Here is a 17,316-nt window from a genome sequence, read left to right as displayed (position 1 = left end):
ATTAAAGTGTATAAGGTTGACGATCTGCCGAATTCCTTATTTTTATTTCTATTTTTAACATTAATACTTTCAAGCGTGACATATGCAAATCATGATTTTGTCACGCTTCGCGGTAATTACTTACAGTAAGACCCTTGAAATCTGGACTTATCAATCTTTCTGACTCGCATTTACTTGAAGCTTTATGCACAAGTGATGATGATCATTTATTGTACAATGAATTCGTAAAACGATTTTTACCGGATGTGCAGTCCGAGTGTGAGAAGGTATGCAAAAGCAGAAAGATCGATAGCCATGCAGGGATGCAAATTGCACATGAAACCTTCGAACGTGTAAGGAAGTATAAGTCTTTCAAGAAAGACCTGGTTAAGATCCCTGATGAAAGAAAGGGCATATTGATATATTTGAACCGGGTCTCTTTAAGTTTATTTAATGATTTTCACAAACGATGTCAAAGTAAAGAGATCCATCATAAAAGTTATTTTGATGATATCATTCCGGCAGAAATACCGAGCGCAAGCGCTAATGATCTTAAAAGAAAAAAAGATCTGGCGGTTTTGATGCTTAAAAAATTGAATGCAAAAGAACAAAAAGTATTATTAACCGATATAGAATATAAGCGTCAACATAAGTATCTACCAGATGATGTCTTAGATATCTTAGCAATAGAGTTAAATGTTAAATCAGGTTCAATCAGAAAGATAAGAGAACGTGCCATACAAAAAATTAAAAAAGCTATCGACGAGTTCAACCAAGGGTGAGGAAACACCTTATACAATGGAGGACTTTGAGAAAGGCCTAATGTTGGCAGGTCTTCTCAGGCCGAACTCCATACAGGAACTTAATGAGCGGGAACAAGTAGAAAAATACGAGTCGGAAAATGTGGCCAACGCGAAGCCCATTTACTTCAAACGGGTTGTACTCGCTGCAGAGATCGTTGCCAAGTTACATACCGAGCCTTCTTTAGGAAAAGTAAAATTCCAAAAGCTGGTATTCTTATGCGAGCACGTGGCTGGGATGGAATTGACCGAGCGTTATACCAAACAAGCGGCAGGACCATTTGATAACAAATTCATGCACTCAGTCGGCAAAGAGTTCAAAAAAAATAACTGGTTTTCGATCGAACAAACCTTTACCGATAATTATACGCGGTATAAGTTCTTGCCAATGGAAAACATGGAAGGTTATAAACACTATTACGATAATTATTTTAAGGACGTTGACGATAAAATCCAATACATTATAGAACTATTCCGAAAGCAAAAGACTGATCAAACAGAGTTAGCAGCTACAGTCTTCGCTTGTACACTTGAATTATCGGCCCAACAGAGTTCAATTAACAAAGACACGCTTTTAGAACTTTTTTATGATTGGTCTGAAGGTAAAAAAAGGTTCACTCCGACCGATGTACTCGCTTCTTACGATTGGCTCCAAAAAGTGGGTATAATTGCGAAAGCTTGAAATAATTTAATAATGTAAAACTGAATGCCGTTTCGAGCTAAGTATGGTTACCTCGCCGTATTGGGTGCATTTATGCCATAAGTCCAACACACCTTGTGGTGATTGTCGTGGACTAATTACAGGCTTTTGATCCTTAAATCTTTAACAACCTTCCTATTGACATATATAAACCCTTAGATTTATTACAATAAACTTTGCCTCATAAAAGGTACTTATGCGATAGCCTGTTTAACGAGGCTCATAATGTATTCTAAATGTTCAGTATCTCTTATCGTTAATTCATAATCTCCATTTCCATTGTGGCCTTTAAGCATCGATACATCCCTCATTAAATTTAGAGAGTCATTTAACTGCCCCTTTTTTAAATTAATCCAAAATTTAATAGAGTTTGATTGCAGTTCGACATCTACAATATTGGTTTTGGTTTTAAAGGCTATATAAGTTTTCTTAGGCACTACTTCAATGTTGTCGGAGAGGTTCAGTAAAGCATTTTTGAAAGATTCATAAAGCTCTTTTACTTCGTCGGATTTATTACTGATATGATCCTCTTCTGTATAGACCTTTATTTCTTTGGCGACATGCTTGAGTGTTTCACTTTGTGTTGCTATTTGTTTTATACTTGGTGCTGCTACCGATTTCTTTATACTGTCAATTAGTACCGCGCCATTCTCATACATTTTTATTTCCCATAACTCAATTGCAAGGTCCTTAAAGTTTGTAGCCTGCTTTTGATTTTCGGTAAATGATGTAGATACAAAAGCCACTTTGGTCTGACTCCAATCTATATCATCTCTTTTTAAATTCTGTTTTAGACTTTCGTTATACTCGACTATAAAATCAGCTTTGTATTCCAGCATTAAATTAAGATAAGACAACCCTTGGTCAACAACACTATGGTTTTTATCTCTTTTATATTCGATGATGATAAAAGATCCAGCCTCAGGATCGAACGCTAAAGTATCAATCCGTTTGTTTTTAATGGTGAACTCCGATTTAACTAACTTTAAGCCCATAATGGAATGGAGATTGGATTCAAAAAGTTGTTGAATGTCTCTTTCCAATTTAAAAGGCACTTCCTTTAACTGAGTAAGCGATTTGTGATTGTATTGGTATAGGTTCATTGTAATTTTAGTAAGTCAAGTTTTTAAGACTTCTTTATGTAAATTATTGGAATATTAAAGCTACATATTGAACCCCATTGTTATTTGCTATTCAACATACATAGTTTAAAATAAAATGCTACTGCATATGCCATATCTCTTTTACTAATCCCCTTAGTACCTTGTCTCTCTTTTCAATAAATGTATTTATATCGTCTATTTCAATTTCATTTACCATTTCGGGAAGATAGTTGTGTTTGGTAAGAAATTTAAGCCGCCTTGAAATGTTTAAACCATTAAATTGTTCGGCATGATTTCGCCTAATTAGTACATAATTTGCTACAGAGTCTATTTTCTTTAAATAGAGGGTATCCCCCTCAGGCTCTCCATTGTTATCTAAAAAATATATAGAGCATAAAATATAGGAAATTTGTTTTTTACTTCTAAGTAAACTTTCAAATGACACGTCATCATCCGCAAAATAATATAGAATTCTTGCGAAAAAATAATGGTAAAATCCCCAATTATTCATTACTTGTAAAGGCTCAAAAGCGGTCAAGTTATTACCTGTTATTTCAAGTAGTTTTGTTTTTAAGATCGATTGTAGCTCTGACAATTCGGAATTACGTATTTCCCTGACTAAATCATAGATGTAATTTCTGATTGTGCTTTGTGTAATTGCTTTATTTTGAAAGGTTCTAAAAACAGTATAATTATCAATAAACCTATTTACTGTATAGATTTTTTGATTCATCGATTCCTCGCTATCAATTTTGGAAATGGGTGATAAGAAAAGGGGATAAGATAACGAATCTGCTATGGTATAGAAATTGGCAATATACAGGCTTTCAAAATCCTCGCAAGGTTCATTCTTATAAGAATATAAGTTAATGTAAATACTAGAATAAAAATCAAAATCAGATTTGATAAAATAATAATAATCATCAGACTTTTTTAAGAATATTCTTGCAGTGTTACTCTTAACCCAAGAATGAAACTGGGTGCCAATTTGTTCAAAATCTAAATTTTCAGATCCCTTTGTTTTAGATCGTTGTGTTTCTGCATACTTAGCTCTCAACCAATTTCTAAAAAAGTCCAAATCGCTATCTGTTCCAATTGCTGATTTTATATCAAAGACTCGTTCTTTCCAAAAAACGTTCATCTCCTCGCTTTTTGTATCATCATCGATCATGGAAAGTAGATATCCTTTTAAGATTTCGGTTGGATTAAGGCTTAACCCTCTATCATTCATAGTCTCAAAAATAGTATACGCACTTTCCATGCTAAATGCTCTTATCTCAACTAAAACAACATTATTCAAAAGCCATTCGATAAAAATAGGGAGCTTAACGTTATCGTATAAATCTTCTGGGAATAAAATAGTTATGTCTTCATATCTTTCAATTATGTTTTGAATAGATTCATCTTTTGAAGGTTTCGCTGAGTTTTCAAGGTTTTCTTCTAGTTCTTCGACATCTTCAAATATCGTGTCAGGGTTATCGATAAGGTGTTGAATTACTTTAGCCCTAGACTCAACATTCAGTATTAAAGTGTCCTTTGCACCTCTACGCACAAATAGATGCTTTCTAATATCAGTTTTTAATTCTTCCTTCAAACCCAAATCATTTTGGGCGTGTAATAAATAGATAAGTAGAAGAGTAAAAGAGGTTAACCGTTGTTGTCCGTCAACAATTGAAAGTTCCTTTTTATCATCACATAATACAATAGGCCCCATGTAATAGCTTCCGTACTCCTCATAAGTTTCTAAAGTATCGCCTGGTTTGTAGTTCTTTTCAAATGCTGTAGCAAGATCGCTTATTAATGCTTCGATCTGCTTTCTTTGCCAGCGATATTCCCTTTGAAAAGAATCAATCCTAAACCTGTTATCGCTTAATATATTAGCAAGACTTCTGTCTTTAGCTTCTACAAATCTCATATCAGTTCTTTAATTAAGGGTTTTTGAAGATAGAACGCATTCTCATAAATACCAAGGTTAGCAGTAATTGGATCTAATTCTCCATGGAATAATTTGCAACGCAGTTGATATAACAATTCGATAATCACTTTACTTACTAGTTCATAGTTGTTAGAGAAATAAAGATGCTTAATAGGATTGATGGTAATCGAATTTGGTGGTTCTTTATAACCTACGCCATCTCGAAGTGGCTGTACAATAATAATGTCAGGCTTTTTGGGATTCATTTCCAAAAAACAAGCGTCTAAATATTGCTTTTTTTCCGCTGGGATAGCGATATAATCAATATGGGAATGCAAATCATTAAGTGACCAATCGAAAAGCTCAACAATATGGATAGTTTGACTTGTTCTCTTAGTTATGATTTGACAAACCCATCTTTTTTGTGTTTTGGGCAAATTTCTTTTAAATTCTACCATATAATCATGGTGACCAAATGATATAACCTTCTGAGGCAAAGGGTTTTTAAATAGATTGATTGTTGAAAAGGATATTCGTTCAACTTCATTGGGTATGGTATGCGCTTCTAGTTCAAAATGCAATTGACTTAAATAATTACGGAATCGTAGCGCATCGTCATCTCGTCCACGTAATAAAGCAATGATTTTATCCTTATATCGATTAGGGTTGAGTTTTATATAATCAATAATGGCGCGATCTGATGTGCGATCTACTGACTCGTCATAAAAGTCTTTCATGTACCAAGCATTAAATGGAAGCCACGACTTGATAAACATTGTAAAATAATCCAGCTCCGCTTGCCTAATCCAGTTCTCTAAATATACGTTAGCCATTATACCAATTGTGATTAAGTGTTTAGTTTAATATAATCCATTGCATCTTCTTCACCCTCTTCAATAGCAATTTCTACAGCATTTTTGGCTGTCTTTAAAAGTTTTTCCGATTCAAGTCTAAGCTTTTCTGACTCTTCTATAGTTTCTCTAATTTGACTTTGAATCTCAGGTGGTGCTTTCCATATAATAAATTCATCGATATCAGCGGGATATAATTCAATTTGCCCGGAGGACCCTTTAAAATATTTCTCAACCTGTAGCTTCCCAATAATAGAGTTTAATTGCACAGATAAAAAAACAGGATCTAAATCCTTAGTCCTTAATATAGTTACATGATTATCAGGCAAAGCAAGTTCATTTCTCATATATACTGCACTCCGACCAATCGTTCCAACACCAGTGCCATTTATTAGAACATCATTTTTTCTGATAATAAGCTCGGCCGCTTTGTCTTGTACCATTCCTAAGCGATTGTCGGAATAATCTATCCGATTTTCCCTTATATGCTTTGAATTTAATACGGGAAGACCCAAAGGAGAATCCGTGTATACAGGTTGTGTACCTCTTTTATTAATGATTAAATGTGACCGAAGTTTTGTCGCTTGGCCTGTTTTGAAAATATGTTTTTCTAAATCATCATACTTAGGTTGATAATATTCAGCATCGAGTCTACCCGTTTCCCAAAAGCTTTCTTTAAAAGATTTAACGTTTACAGCTCTGCTATTATATAGCAAATTTTGGAGTTTTAGTTCTTCTAATAATATGATTTCAGCTTGTTTGTAAATGATTTTCGAATCCTCAATATTTTCGAATCCTTTTACTACGATTTTTTCTATGACTTTTTGAAACGTCTCTGAGAATATTGGCACTAAAATATTCTTTATACTACCTTTATTCAGGTGTAATTGACCAGTTGCTCCAGTGATATATTTATTTATAAATGTTTGTCCAATCGTAGTACTAAGATATTGTGCCAAAAAATAAGGATTAACTATAGTATTTCTTAAAACTGTAACCTCAGAGACCGTCGCATATTTACCTTTTCTAAAAAAAACATCAACTTTTCCAATTGAACCGAAACCAATAGAAGAAATCATAACATCGTTTGATTTCAAATAAAAAATATCTTTTTCACTTCTGACTTTTAATAGGCTATCCTCATCCAGCCATTTGTAATTTAATTCACCCGACCGTATTACTGGTACTGTGCCGTCAATGTCATAGGTAGGCGTTTTACCGCTTGTTATTTTACATATATTCTCAAGTGTGTCGAATTTTTTTTCTATTATCTTTTTTTCATAGTACAAAACTTTTTTTAGAAAATACTCGCTATCTAATCTTAAAAATTCATTTGTTGCTCTGTATTCACTATAGTTTAAAACACTGACTTCAAGCCCTTTTAACAACGTCTTATATCGACTTTCATTAAAAGGGCTGTTTAAAAAAAACTTAGCTGTTCTTTTTTGGCAAATTCTATAAAAGCTTCTGCTATGCCATCTTTAGTAAGTCCATCGTGGTTATACAAATCGTGCTTTACCATTAGATGACCGTGTCTATCTAATAAATATTCATTTAAGTCTGTTGGATTCTCATCGTAAATATTCAAGGGTTCAGCTGATTCTTGTACCCCCTCTGTAATTTTAGCTTTTTGAGGATAATCCTTTTTACGTACATAAATTTTTTCACCACTATTATCTTTGCTAGGCTCCTGCATAGTCCCAAAAAAGATAGGATAGTCATCCTTCCGCGGGCATAGTGGACCAGCATCTGGGTCATCGTTCCACTTTTGTGCCAAAAGGACAGAGGTTTTTGTACCTGTATGTGGTTTGAAAAAGTTACCGTGAAAACCAACCACACCCAGTATTCGGCAGTGTTCAGAAATAAATTCCCGAACGCCCTTATCGCTACTGTTATTAAATCTTCCTTGTGGTAATACTATCGCTAGCCGGCCTCCGGGTTTTAGAAAATCCAGGTTACGCTCAATAAATAATATATCGCGGCCAACTGCGGTTTGATATTTTCCATTAGGCTTTTTCCCCAATTCATATTTGGCCAGCATTCTGCTTTCTTTAATATCTCCTGCAAAAGGGGGATTAGCCATCAGAATATCAAATTGAAAGTCACGGTTAACATAACTTTCATTTTCCTTGGTTTCGGTTTTTATTTTACGATGTTTCCTTAAATTTTTCCAGCCATTAGCGTAAGTATCTAACCAATCTTCGTCCTTGGTTTTTTCAGTCCACCGCTCATAATCTAATGTGTTTAGATGCAAGACATTTGTTTGCCCATCGCCAGCTATAAGATTTAAACATCGAGCTACTCGTACTGCTTTTTCATCAAAATCTATTGCAAAAACATTATTTTGCACATAGTCTAATACCCGAGGAATTGGCGGTTTGGTAGTCATCATATCATCATCGGTAATTCCTTCTTCTTTATGAATTTGATTTTTCACGTAAAAAAAAGTGTGAACCGGAAAACCACAACTCCCTGCCGCAGTATCTATCATTGTTTCGCTCTCTTTGGGGTTGAGCATTTTTACGCACATGTCAATCCCATACCGAGGTGTAAAATATTGTCCTTTTTCTCCTTTGCTACTTTTATTAATAAGATACTCGAAAGCTTCATCTACTACATCAAGGTTAGAGTTAAAAAGCTTTACCTTTTCTAAAGAAGATATGCAAATTGCCAAATGCGAGGGAGACAATATAAGCTTAGTTCCATCTGGAAATACACCTTGCCATTTCGTGTTAGCAAGATTGAATAATTGTTGAATTTTGTCTTTCAATTCAACCTCAGTATCTCCATGATTCCTAAATTCCAAATAACGCTTGCGGTTTCTGCCACTTTCCATCTCGTCATATAGCTTCGTAAATATTAATTTGAATAATTCTTCAAATACATCTACTCCGGCGTTAGCCAAGACTTCGTCCTCCATTTCCAGTACCAAATCCTTTAACGATTTCTTTTCTGTTACTAAGCGATCATTCTGTTTGAGATCGTCCAAAGTCCAAGGCTCGTTTAGTAGATCCGCGAGTTTTTGGGTTGCTTTAGGTATAGCAGGTATATATTCAAAATAATTAGGGTCTTTCCGATGATAATACGAAATACTTTCGCCGTTAGACCAAACACCAATTGGCGCACCGGTGGCATTACAGTAAGAGTGCAATTGCTCTTTCCCATCTTTTAGTTTAGGTTTTTTGATTTCAACCATGATATACACAGCCCTGGAATCTACCTTGCCGAATACTACGATGTCAGCCCGTTTTTTTTCCCTGCCAAAAGTAACTGCATATTCCAATTCCATACGTTCGTACGCGTACCCATATTCAGCATGCAAAAGGATTAAAAACAATTGCCTTACTACTTCTTCTGGCGTAAGTTTTATTTCCCTTTGACGTACAGAACAAATAGCATAGGGGATTTTATTGCCTTTTTTGTCGTCTTTGAGTACGATACTTTGTTCCAGTTGCTGGATGTGATTTTCAGTAAACTGAGTTAGTTTATAATTAGAATCTTTAAGAATTTTTTGGAGTACAGTCATTGCTTCAGTAGAGTATTTATAATAAGGTATTGCTATTAATTATCTTGATTCTGATTTACAACATTAATAGCATTTTAGGCTAACTAATGTACAGATTTTAGATATTAATAACTTAATTATTTGGCACGATGTAATAATTAACAAACATTAATTCCAGTTTGTGGATATATGCAAAAATAGAAAAATACAGATGGTAACCGGACAAAAGTTTGGTAAGTAGATCAACTGCGCAAACCCTTTACTTGAAATGGAAGAACATGCTTCTGTCTATCCAAGGAGCTGCACGACCTTTTCTTGCACCTCATCCACTATTCTCCAATATTTAACTATATAATGCTATAAATGCAGCAAACAGGTTCATGCCTAAATGGAATTATTTTTTGATCGTTCTTTTCCATTTTTTCAGGTCACTGGAATTTTCCGCTTCAATAGCATTGGTGATCAGTTTTTCTATCATAAAGGGTTCATGCATATTATTATGTATAGGTTCAAAAAGTTGCAAATACAATTTAAAGGCGTACTTTTAGAATTATCTAAACTTATCGTATGTTAATTTCTAAAACGCCATGGATGTTAAGGTTTTAAAAGCTGGGTCCGGCGATTGTATTTTAATACAGCACCAAAATCATAATATCCTGATCGACGGCGGAAACGATTCCGTGTACTTGCTGATCCAGATAGACGAGATTTATAAAAAGGGTCAGGCTATAGACCTTTTAATTATTACCCATCACGATGACGACCACATTAAGGGTATCATTGATCTGTTAAAGTTAGTTGTTGACGGAAAATACGGTGAGAACTTCATTCGCCAAGCCATTTTTAATTCGCCCAGGCTGATCAGCGGCAAGATTCTGCCAATTGACGATCGCTCGCTTTCCTATAAACAAGCCCACGATGTCGAAGATCTGTTGCTGAAGATCCAATCAAAATGGACAAAAACAACAAATGACACTAAACCAATTGTATTTGAAGACCTGACATTAACTTTTTTATCACCTATTTCAGAAGATCTTGATACTTACAGCCAACAGACAGGCGCTTATCTCAGCAGTGATTTTAAATGTGACTGGAAATCACCAATGGCCGTTTTAGAGCGTTTTATTGACGACGACAGTCAAGATATCTCTCTTCCAAATAGAACCAGTATCGTTATTCTTTTGGAGTGTGAAGGGAAGCGCATTCTATTGCCAGGAGATACTACCCCTGGTCGTATGGAGCAGATTATCAACAAACTGGCAGCAGAAAGCGAACACGGGCGAGCTGCCTTTGACTATGTGAAGTTGCCTCATCATGCCAGTTATCGTAGTCTTAATAAAAATATTGTCGAAAAAATAGCTTGCACTAAGTTCATCATTAGCACAAATAGTAAAAAACACTATCTGCCCAATAAGCGCGCCTTACTCAAAATCTATAAATTTTTAAAACGTGAGGATGAGCAAATCGAATTTCTGTTCAACTATGAAGAATCTTTAAATAATCTGGAGATCACGGAGGCGGAAAAAAAGAAATACAGGATAAAACTGACCGGTAATAATCGCAATTATGGGATCGGTATCTGAAAAACTCAAGGCCTGCGGGGTAAAGATCAACACGTTGATCAAAGGGGTTCCAGGCTTCGGCTCAGGCATACTGTACCTGACCCCTAATTTCGTTGACTACAATTATATTTTAACGGCCAGGCATGTCTTTCAGGAAACCGCGGTATCGGCTTTCGCTTACCCCCATGTAGGTGATATTGAGATCTGTTATTCAGAAAAAGGCAAACTCACCCGGCTTGAACTGATCAAAAAAAATGTTGTCAAAGACAAGTTGATCGTCTTTGATGAAGATTTCGCAATCCTCATCGTCAAAAAGATCGATACGATCGCTTTCCGGCAAATTTTGGTTTCTAATGAGCTACAGGAGGAAGAACAAGACTTTTTTTCCTGGGCAACATTTTCCGCCAATAAAGATGAGCTCCATCGTTTCGATTTGCAGCGAAATGACCCTGAGCGGAAGCGCCTGAAACTCGCAGGCCATGTCGACCCAAAATATTTGCCCGGCATGTCCGGCGCAGGCGTGTTTCATGCCGAGAAAAGTGTACTATATGGCATCATCACTTCCTATCCAAATGAAGAGCTTCAAAATGATACAGTCGATTGCGCATCGATCTCTTTTGTTGAAATAAATGCGAAACTCAAATCTTCGAAATTAGTTGAACTGGACATCAAATCATCGGGGCATAAAAGAGAGGTTGGTACTGAAGTGGTCGATATTCATCAAGCATTCATTAACAATGTTTGTCTAGATCTCGAAATGGCCAGGAAGCGCCTGAAAACAGACATTGCGGATGATTGGTATTACGATCCATTAAAATATATTGACCTGCTTAACCAAAGTTATCTTTTTGAGCAGCTGGAGCCCTATTTTGGTAAAAATGACTATACAGCTAAAGAAGCCGAACGTTTTTATGTTCCAAAGAAAAAATTCACCTTAAGACTGGCATTGGTATCTCCGTTCATTGACCGCGTTTTGTATATGGCGACGGTCGGAACATTGGCTGATAAGCTGGACCGGGCAATGATTTCCAATGTTTACTCTGCCCGTTACAACCGTTTTTCTGAAAAACAATTGATCTTGAATGGTGTGGAGCAATGGAAAAAAATGCAGTACCGCCTGGCCGAACTGGCTGTTTTGAAGAATGGTGGAGGAAATTTCAAATATGGCTGCCTAATTGAAATTGACTTGCTGAACTTTTATGATAACATCAATAAAAGCCTATTGCATGAAAAGATCCTAAGAGTTTGCGAAAACGACAACGAACACAACGCCGCCAAATTACTTAGTGTCATCTTGCATAAATTCTCTACTAAGGAACTGGGCCTGCCGCAAAACAGCGATGCCTCCTCCTTACTGGCTTCGTTTTATCTGAACCAGGTAGATATATTTATGAGTCACCATGCACCCGCTTATTTCAGGTTTATGGATGACATCCGCATATTTTGTAAAGATAAATACGAGGCTCGGAAAGTATTACAAACCTTCGAGTTTGAACTTAGGCGCTGTTATCTATCCGTTAATTCTCAGAAAACTGAAATATACACACTGGTCGATGGTGAAACTCAGGTATTGGGACCAAACGAAAAAAGGAGGAGTCAATTAAAACACAAATTCGACGTTGATCTTAACAAGATTGCTCGGTTACGTCATTCTCAAAACCACCAATATCTGAACGAAGCGTTCCACGGCTGCATCACTCTGCTAAAAGAGAATTTGATCCCTGGAGATGATATTTCACCTGAGGAGGCGGCCAGAAAATTAAACTACGCCTTTAACACCATATCTTCCTTAGCAGTTCGGGGAATCAATTTAGAAGCTGGAACAACAGAGTTCAGGGATCTGATCCTCAAGGCGGCAGCAAGCTTGACCGATAAGCCCTGGTTAACACCGGAAGTAAGTCGTGTACTCAGCCTCCTGTCAACTACTGAGATAAAGTCCTATTTTTTGGATACATTAAAGAAAATAGTATTGAAGGATAAATACAATACCTATTCTTTTCAAACTTATCAGATCTGGCTGCTCTTGGCTAAACATAAATGCGAGGTGTCGGCCTTAAAGAAATTCGCGATCAAGCAGATCGAAAAAAATGATGATACGAACAAAGCGGTTATTGCGGCTATGGTCATTTACATGTGCTCGGTCGATAATGGCTACCGCAGAGTTATACTGAGAAAATTCTCGGAAGGTTTTACCCATGGCTATTTTGAAAACCGTGTCGCACTAATTGCATTAAGAGCATTTAAAACAGAGATCATTGATGCTAGCAAGATAGATTCAACTCTTACCAAAGCGCACGCCTTTACGCATAGATTCAAGAACAAAGACCTTGTTTTCGTCCAAGGCTTCGAGGAAGATGAAGAGGATGAAATAGATCCGTTAGAACAATTATATTCCATTTGATCATGAAAAGATTTGTTGTCATGTTTATTAAATCCGGATGGCATGCCTTGGATATAGATGATTTTTCTGACTACTGCGACCTGATTGACGCTTTACCTCAAAACACATTAGTCACTTTTCAATCGGCTGATCTAATCAGGTATCTGAAGTCCTCGGATGGGAGGAGGCGACTGCCTGCTATCATTGATTTGGAATGTTTCGATAAACAAATGTCCCAGGAAGGTAAAGAGTTCCGAAAATACAAGGCATGGAAGGCGCTTAGCTTCCTCAATTATCATAAGATAGTGGATTCTGATTTTGAATTTAAACAGGAAACTTTCAAGTTGCTTCTGGAACATTTGGCTACTTTGTACCTACAGCTGTTAAACAAAGATGAGGAGGAGAAAATCCGGTTTGAAACGGTAGAAACAAAGATTAATAAGATCATTTACAAACGGCAGTCTCTTGGTGTCCGCATAGATTTGGAACTAGCTAAAAAACGGTGTGGTGAGCTGGAAGAAGAAATATATCATATCAAAAATGTTTTGCAGCAGGACTTCCGGGTCTTTTCACCAGATAACGAAGAGGAACAGCTTCATTATCTCGCATCAAAGGGCTACAACCTGATCAAATCCCCTCTTTTTACTTTCAAAGCGCGCAGGAAAGACGATGAAGTATGCAGATTGTTTTACGAAATGCTGCGGAACCAACGCGATCTGGATAGTTTTTTATACATGCTGACCCATTGGGGGGGAGCACAGCGAACTTACCCGACCTATCTGGGCTTTGGTTCGATCACTTCGAGGATCATCCTGAGGGAGCCTTCTTTGCAGAATATGCGTAAGCGAAATAGGACAGTAATCGTTCCTGATGAGCGGACGAAGCTGCTTTATATTGACTACTCGCAATTTGAAGCCGGAATTTTAGCCTCGTTAAGTAAGGATCCGTTGCTGCTCAAATTATATGAAGTAGATATTTATAAACACCTCGCCAAAAATGTACTGGGTGACGAAGAAAATCGTTCAGATGCCAAGATCATATTCTATCGCTATATGTACGGCGACACATCCTTAGATACTAAAGCGAAAAATTACTTCCAGCGATTCAGACAACTGGCGGCGTTTAAAAAGAGTATTGATGACGAAATTCGGGTTTCTAAAAAGATCGGCACTTCATGCGGCAACTACAGATTCCGGAACGATGACGATGAACATACCTGGTCGCTCAGCCACCGCATTCAGGCAACGGCTTCATTGATTTATAAAAATGCGGTGATCCGGGTGGCTGACGAACTTCCATCTGCCAAATTTTTAGTTCCCATGCATGATGGCACTCTATACCAGATAGAAACTTCTAGGTACTTATACACTAAAATTCGGATAGAAGAGATCTACAAAGAAGAATTTAAAAAGATGTGCCCAGAGATAGAACCGCTAATTACCTGCTCAGAATCTTTTGAGTAAAACCTTTGCGGTAAATTTACGCAACAATAAATCTTTACACATGAGTAAAACCATCTCCTATGCTGTTTCAATAAGAAAAATAGCTGAAAATATCAATCCAGAATGGACACTGGATGATTGGTTTCAATGGCCGCCTAATATGTTCGCACTTTGTGCGCAAATACTTAATCGGACGGGTCTCTATAAGGCAACTTTAATGAATACCGATTGGTGGAATCGTAAAGATTGGGAAAAAGAAATCGATGAATTAGGAAAACAATGGATTAAACATACAAGTAACCGACTTTTGGGGAACTCGGATCGTTCTAAGTTCAGGGAAACGGGGCTTCTAAAGGAATGGTACGATACATTGAAAAAGGATTGGGATAATGAAAATGACCCAACCGATGTAGATCATCTTAGAGCATTAGGGAATCTTTATAAGGGGCCAGAAGATCGTGATAAAACAAGCGAAGGTATTAGAATGCTGGGAGAAGCATTGATACAGATTTATATTTTGGCAGATTCAAGTTGCTCAGGATTAGGCTTTTTAGGACAACATTTAAAAAAGGAAAATCTCGAAAATCGAATATTCATGGCCACCGCCAATTTGTTGCTTAATAATACCGGCTCCTTAAGTACTACGGCTAAATTTCATGGGGTGGTCGTGCCAAAAATGCGAACTCCACAGTCGGGATTGATAACTCGATCTTTAGGCCATCATCTGACTTTTCACACTACTGAGGTCGAAGTGGTTTGGCGCACCTTTCCTCGTTTAGAGGATGGAAACAAAAGTCTTAATATTTTGGCAGTACCATATCCTTGGGATGTTGAACCGACGGACTTTATAGTCGTACCTGATAATTATCACCCGGTACGTTATTTTATGGGTAATATTAAAAAAGACATTCACAAAGAATTTCTTCTCGGGTTAGTACGAAAAGTGTGGGAATTAGCTGAGAGTAATAATCATGTCGATATAATTGTATTGCCAGAAATGGCGCTTTCGGAAATTCAATATAATTATTTGCTGGCCGAATTTAAGTCCGCTTTTCAAAACCAAAATGGCTCTATGCAACTGCCTGCAATTGTAACAGGAATCATGAAAAAGAATCTAAAGCAAACCGGCTACGCAGGAGTGGATGAACCTTTTCAAAATGAAGTGCGGATGGAAGTCTTTTTTTCAGGAAATTGGTACACCACCACACAGCGTAAACACCATCGCTGGCAGCTAGATCGCCAACAAATCCACCAGTATGAACTAGAAGCTCATCTTGCTGCAGATCGTCGTTGGTTTGAGTATAGCTCCATAGCTCAGCGACGTCTTACAATTTTGGCACCGAATTCCTGGATGGCATTGACGGCGCTAATCTGTGAAGATCTTGCACGACAGGAACCTGTTGGTGAAGTAATCCGAGGAATTGGTCCGACGCTGCTTATGGCCTTGTTGAGTGACGGGCCGCAATTGACCAGTAGATGGCCGGCTAGATATGCAAATGTTTTAGCGGATGATCCTGGCACCGCAGTGTTATCATTAACATCACTGGGCATGGCGCAAAGGTCTAAAGCCCCAAAAGATGTTCCGTCCTTACCCGAACCGGTGGTCGGTCTCTGGAAAGATATGTTTAGCGGCTGGAAGCAATTAGCGATGCCTAAACAATTTCAGGCATTACTCTTCACCGTCACAGCAAAATTTGAAGAAGAGTTTACTTTGGATGCGCGTTCGGACGGAAGATCGGCGGCAGTATTTCAATTAGAGAATATCGACCCTAAACGGATCGAAATCAAATCGGCTGAACTTCCAAAATCAAGTGTAACGGAAGCACCTGATTCAAAGACTGAGAGAGATGAGAAATTCAATAACATTCGCGAATTATCTGCCGTGCAATTCGCTGCGGATGCTATTCTTGATATGTTATGCTGCAAAAATTTTAGCGGAAATGACTTTGACAAAGCAACCAGGTTGATTTTACATTTACTTGCTGGCGAGGAATCATTACCACCATCTTATCAGCATTTTCGCGAACGAATCGTTTCCCGAATTGAGCAAGCTTGGGAAGACCCAGCAAAACTTGGTACAGCCGCGTCTGCAGGAAAGCAAGGAAATGTTAAAATGAGCATAGCAGCTAAAGATCTGCGAAAACTAATTAATATCTGCCATGGTGATACAGAATTGAAAACAGCTGATCTTTACGACTTACTCATTCAAAATTGTCACGAAATGTTGCTAGAGGCCGGCCGAAAACCTGAGGAAAATCTTACGCCTTTAACTATCCTATATAATCTTCATAATCGCGTAACCAGCTGGCACCCGGCAGAAAAGGATTGCTTCGAAATCGATGGGCTAGATGTTTCCCGGGCTCAGAAAATGAAAGCAGTCATTATGAGTCATATCAATGAAAAACGAAAACAAGAAGCCATTGGGTCAGAATAGTTAGATTTTTTTATAAAATAAGTGGTGCTGAAAGTACTGCAAAGGCATCAACAACCGGTTATCGAGTTACTTGATAATAATGTTGCAAAGAAATTCCGATGACATCTTTAGGATTTAAGGAGTTTAGCAAAGACGAGTTTTACCTTTGTTTTACTTTCAAATCAATGCTAATAATCCTACCAAAATTAAATTGACCTCTTGCATACAATTTAAGATATTTATTTTTATTAAATAACTGTAAATCAATTAATTGTATAGATTTTTTTTAAATTATATCAGGCAAAATAAAGGGGTTACATAATGCAATGTTAAGTTCAAAACCCGTGATAAAGCATAAAAAAAGCACTTACAAATACGTAAGTGCTTGATAATCAGGTGGAGAATATCGGAGTCGAACCGATGACCTCTTGCATGCCATGCAAGCGCTCTAGCCAGCTGAGCTAATCCCCCGTTTCGGGTTGCAAATATATTATATTAAGTAATAAAATGAAACCTAAAATGATTATTTTATTTCATGGTCAAAGTCACTTTAATTCGGGAAGGTGTATCACTTTGGTTAAATCTCAACAAAACCTCTTAAAATAAGTAAAGCCCCTGATGGGCAGGGGCCTTTACTAACCAATTATAAACCTAAATTATGAGAAG

Annotated in this window: 11 protein-coding genes and 1 tRNA gene; 6 read left to right on the top strand and 6 right to left on the bottom strand. The window is 37.2% G+C overall.

Going from position 1 to position 17,316, the window contains the following annotated elements; all coding sequences use genetic code 11:
• Nucleotides 1-134: 134 nt before the first annotated feature.
• Together BLR84_RS27660 and BLR84_RS27655 are read left to right on the top strand one after the other, a co-directional pair.
• Nucleotides 135-761, top strand: coding sequence for a sigma-70 RNA polymerase sigma factor region 4 domain-containing protein (locus BLR84_RS27660; RefSeq protein WP_090473503.1), 627 nt, complete (start codon nt 135-137; stop codon nt 759-761).
• 40 nt (nt 762-801) lie between these two features.
• Nucleotides 802-1,461, top strand: a complete 660-nt coding sequence (locus BLR84_RS27655; RefSeq protein WP_143014010.1) for a hypothetical protein — start codon at nt 802-804, stop codon at nt 1,459-1,461.
• Nucleotides 1,462-1,673: 212 nt separating this feature from the next.
• On the opposite strand, the gene BLR84_RS27650 is transcribed toward BLR84_RS27655, so the two are convergent.
• The 5 genes from BLR84_RS27650 to BLR84_RS27630 all read right to left on the bottom strand — a co-directional run bounded on the left by BLR84_RS27650 (nt 1,674) and on the right by BLR84_RS27630 (nt 8,874).
• Nucleotides 1,674-2,582, bottom strand: a complete 909-nt coding sequence (locus BLR84_RS27650) for a DUF5655 domain-containing protein (RefSeq protein WP_090473501.1) — start codon at nt 2,580-2,582, stop codon at nt 1,674-1,676.
• Between the two features lie 118 nt (nt 2,583-2,700).
• Nucleotides 2,701-4,497, bottom strand: coding sequence for a DUF262 domain-containing protein (locus tag BLR84_RS27645; protein ID WP_090473500.1), 1,797 nt, complete (start codon nt 4,495-4,497; stop codon nt 2,701-2,703).
• Nucleotides 4,494-5,330: a hypothetical protein gene (locus BLR84_RS27640; RefSeq protein ID WP_090473499.1), complete on the bottom strand. Its 837-nt coding sequence runs from the start codon at nt 5,328-5,330 to the stop codon at nt 4,494-4,496. Before BLR84_RS27640 ends, BLR84_RS27645 begins: the two co-directional genes overlap by 4 nt.
• Nucleotides 5,331-5,344: 14 nt before the next feature.
• Nucleotides 5,345-6,736, bottom strand: coding sequence for a restriction endonuclease subunit S (locus tag BLR84_RS27635; protein ID WP_176852175.1), 1,392 nt, complete (start codon nt 6,734-6,736; stop codon nt 5,345-5,347).
• A 32-nt stretch (nt 6,737-6,768) separates the two neighbouring features.
• Entirely contained in the window at nt 6,769-8,874 is a 2,106-nt protein-coding gene (locus tag BLR84_RS27630; protein WP_090473497.1) for a type I restriction enzyme HsdR N-terminal domain-containing protein, read from the bottom strand.
• Nucleotides 8,875-9,440: 566 nt separating this feature from the next.
• Here BLR84_RS27630 and BLR84_RS27625 point away from each other — a divergent pair.
• Genes BLR84_RS27625 through BLR84_RS27610 form a run of 4 tightly spaced genes read left to right on the top strand, consistent with a single transcriptional unit; the run spans nt 9,441 to nt 16,671 of the window.
• Nucleotides 9,441-10,436, top strand: coding sequence for a ComEC/Rec2 family competence protein (locus tag BLR84_RS27625; RefSeq protein ID WP_090473496.1), 996 nt, complete (start codon nt 9,441-9,443; stop codon nt 10,434-10,436).
• Nucleotides 10,420-12,816: an RNA-directed DNA polymerase gene (locus tag BLR84_RS27620; protein WP_090473495.1), complete on the top strand. Its 2,397-nt coding sequence runs from the start codon at nt 10,420-10,422 to the stop codon at nt 12,814-12,816. The genes BLR84_RS27625 and BLR84_RS27620 overlap by 17 nt, the downstream gene beginning before the upstream one ends.
• A gap of 2 nt (nt 12,817-12,818) precedes the next feature.
• Nucleotides 12,819-14,258, top strand: coding sequence for a DNA polymerase (locus tag BLR84_RS27615; protein WP_090473494.1), 1,440 nt, complete (start codon nt 12,819-12,821; stop codon nt 14,256-14,258).
• Between the two features lie 40 nt (nt 14,259-14,298).
• Entirely contained in the window at nt 14,299-16,671 is a 2,373-nt protein-coding gene (locus tag BLR84_RS27610; RefSeq protein WP_090473493.1) for a hypothetical protein, read from the top strand.
• Nucleotides 16,672-17,047: 376 nt separating this feature from the next.
• Here BLR84_RS27610 and BLR84_RS27605 read toward each other — a convergent pair.
• A tRNA-Ala gene (locus BLR84_RS27605) sits at nt 17,048-17,121 on the bottom strand.
• Between the last annotated feature and the right edge of the window lie 195 nt (nt 17,122-17,316).

Origin of the sequence: Mucilaginibacter sp. OK268, assembly GCF_900103125.1 — a bacterium.
Classification (GTDB): Bacteria; Bacteroidota; Bacteroidia; order Sphingobacteriales; family Sphingobacteriaceae; genus Mucilaginibacter.
The sequence above is the reverse complement of the archived record's forward strand: the minus strand, read 5'-3'. Positions and strand labels throughout refer to the sequence as shown.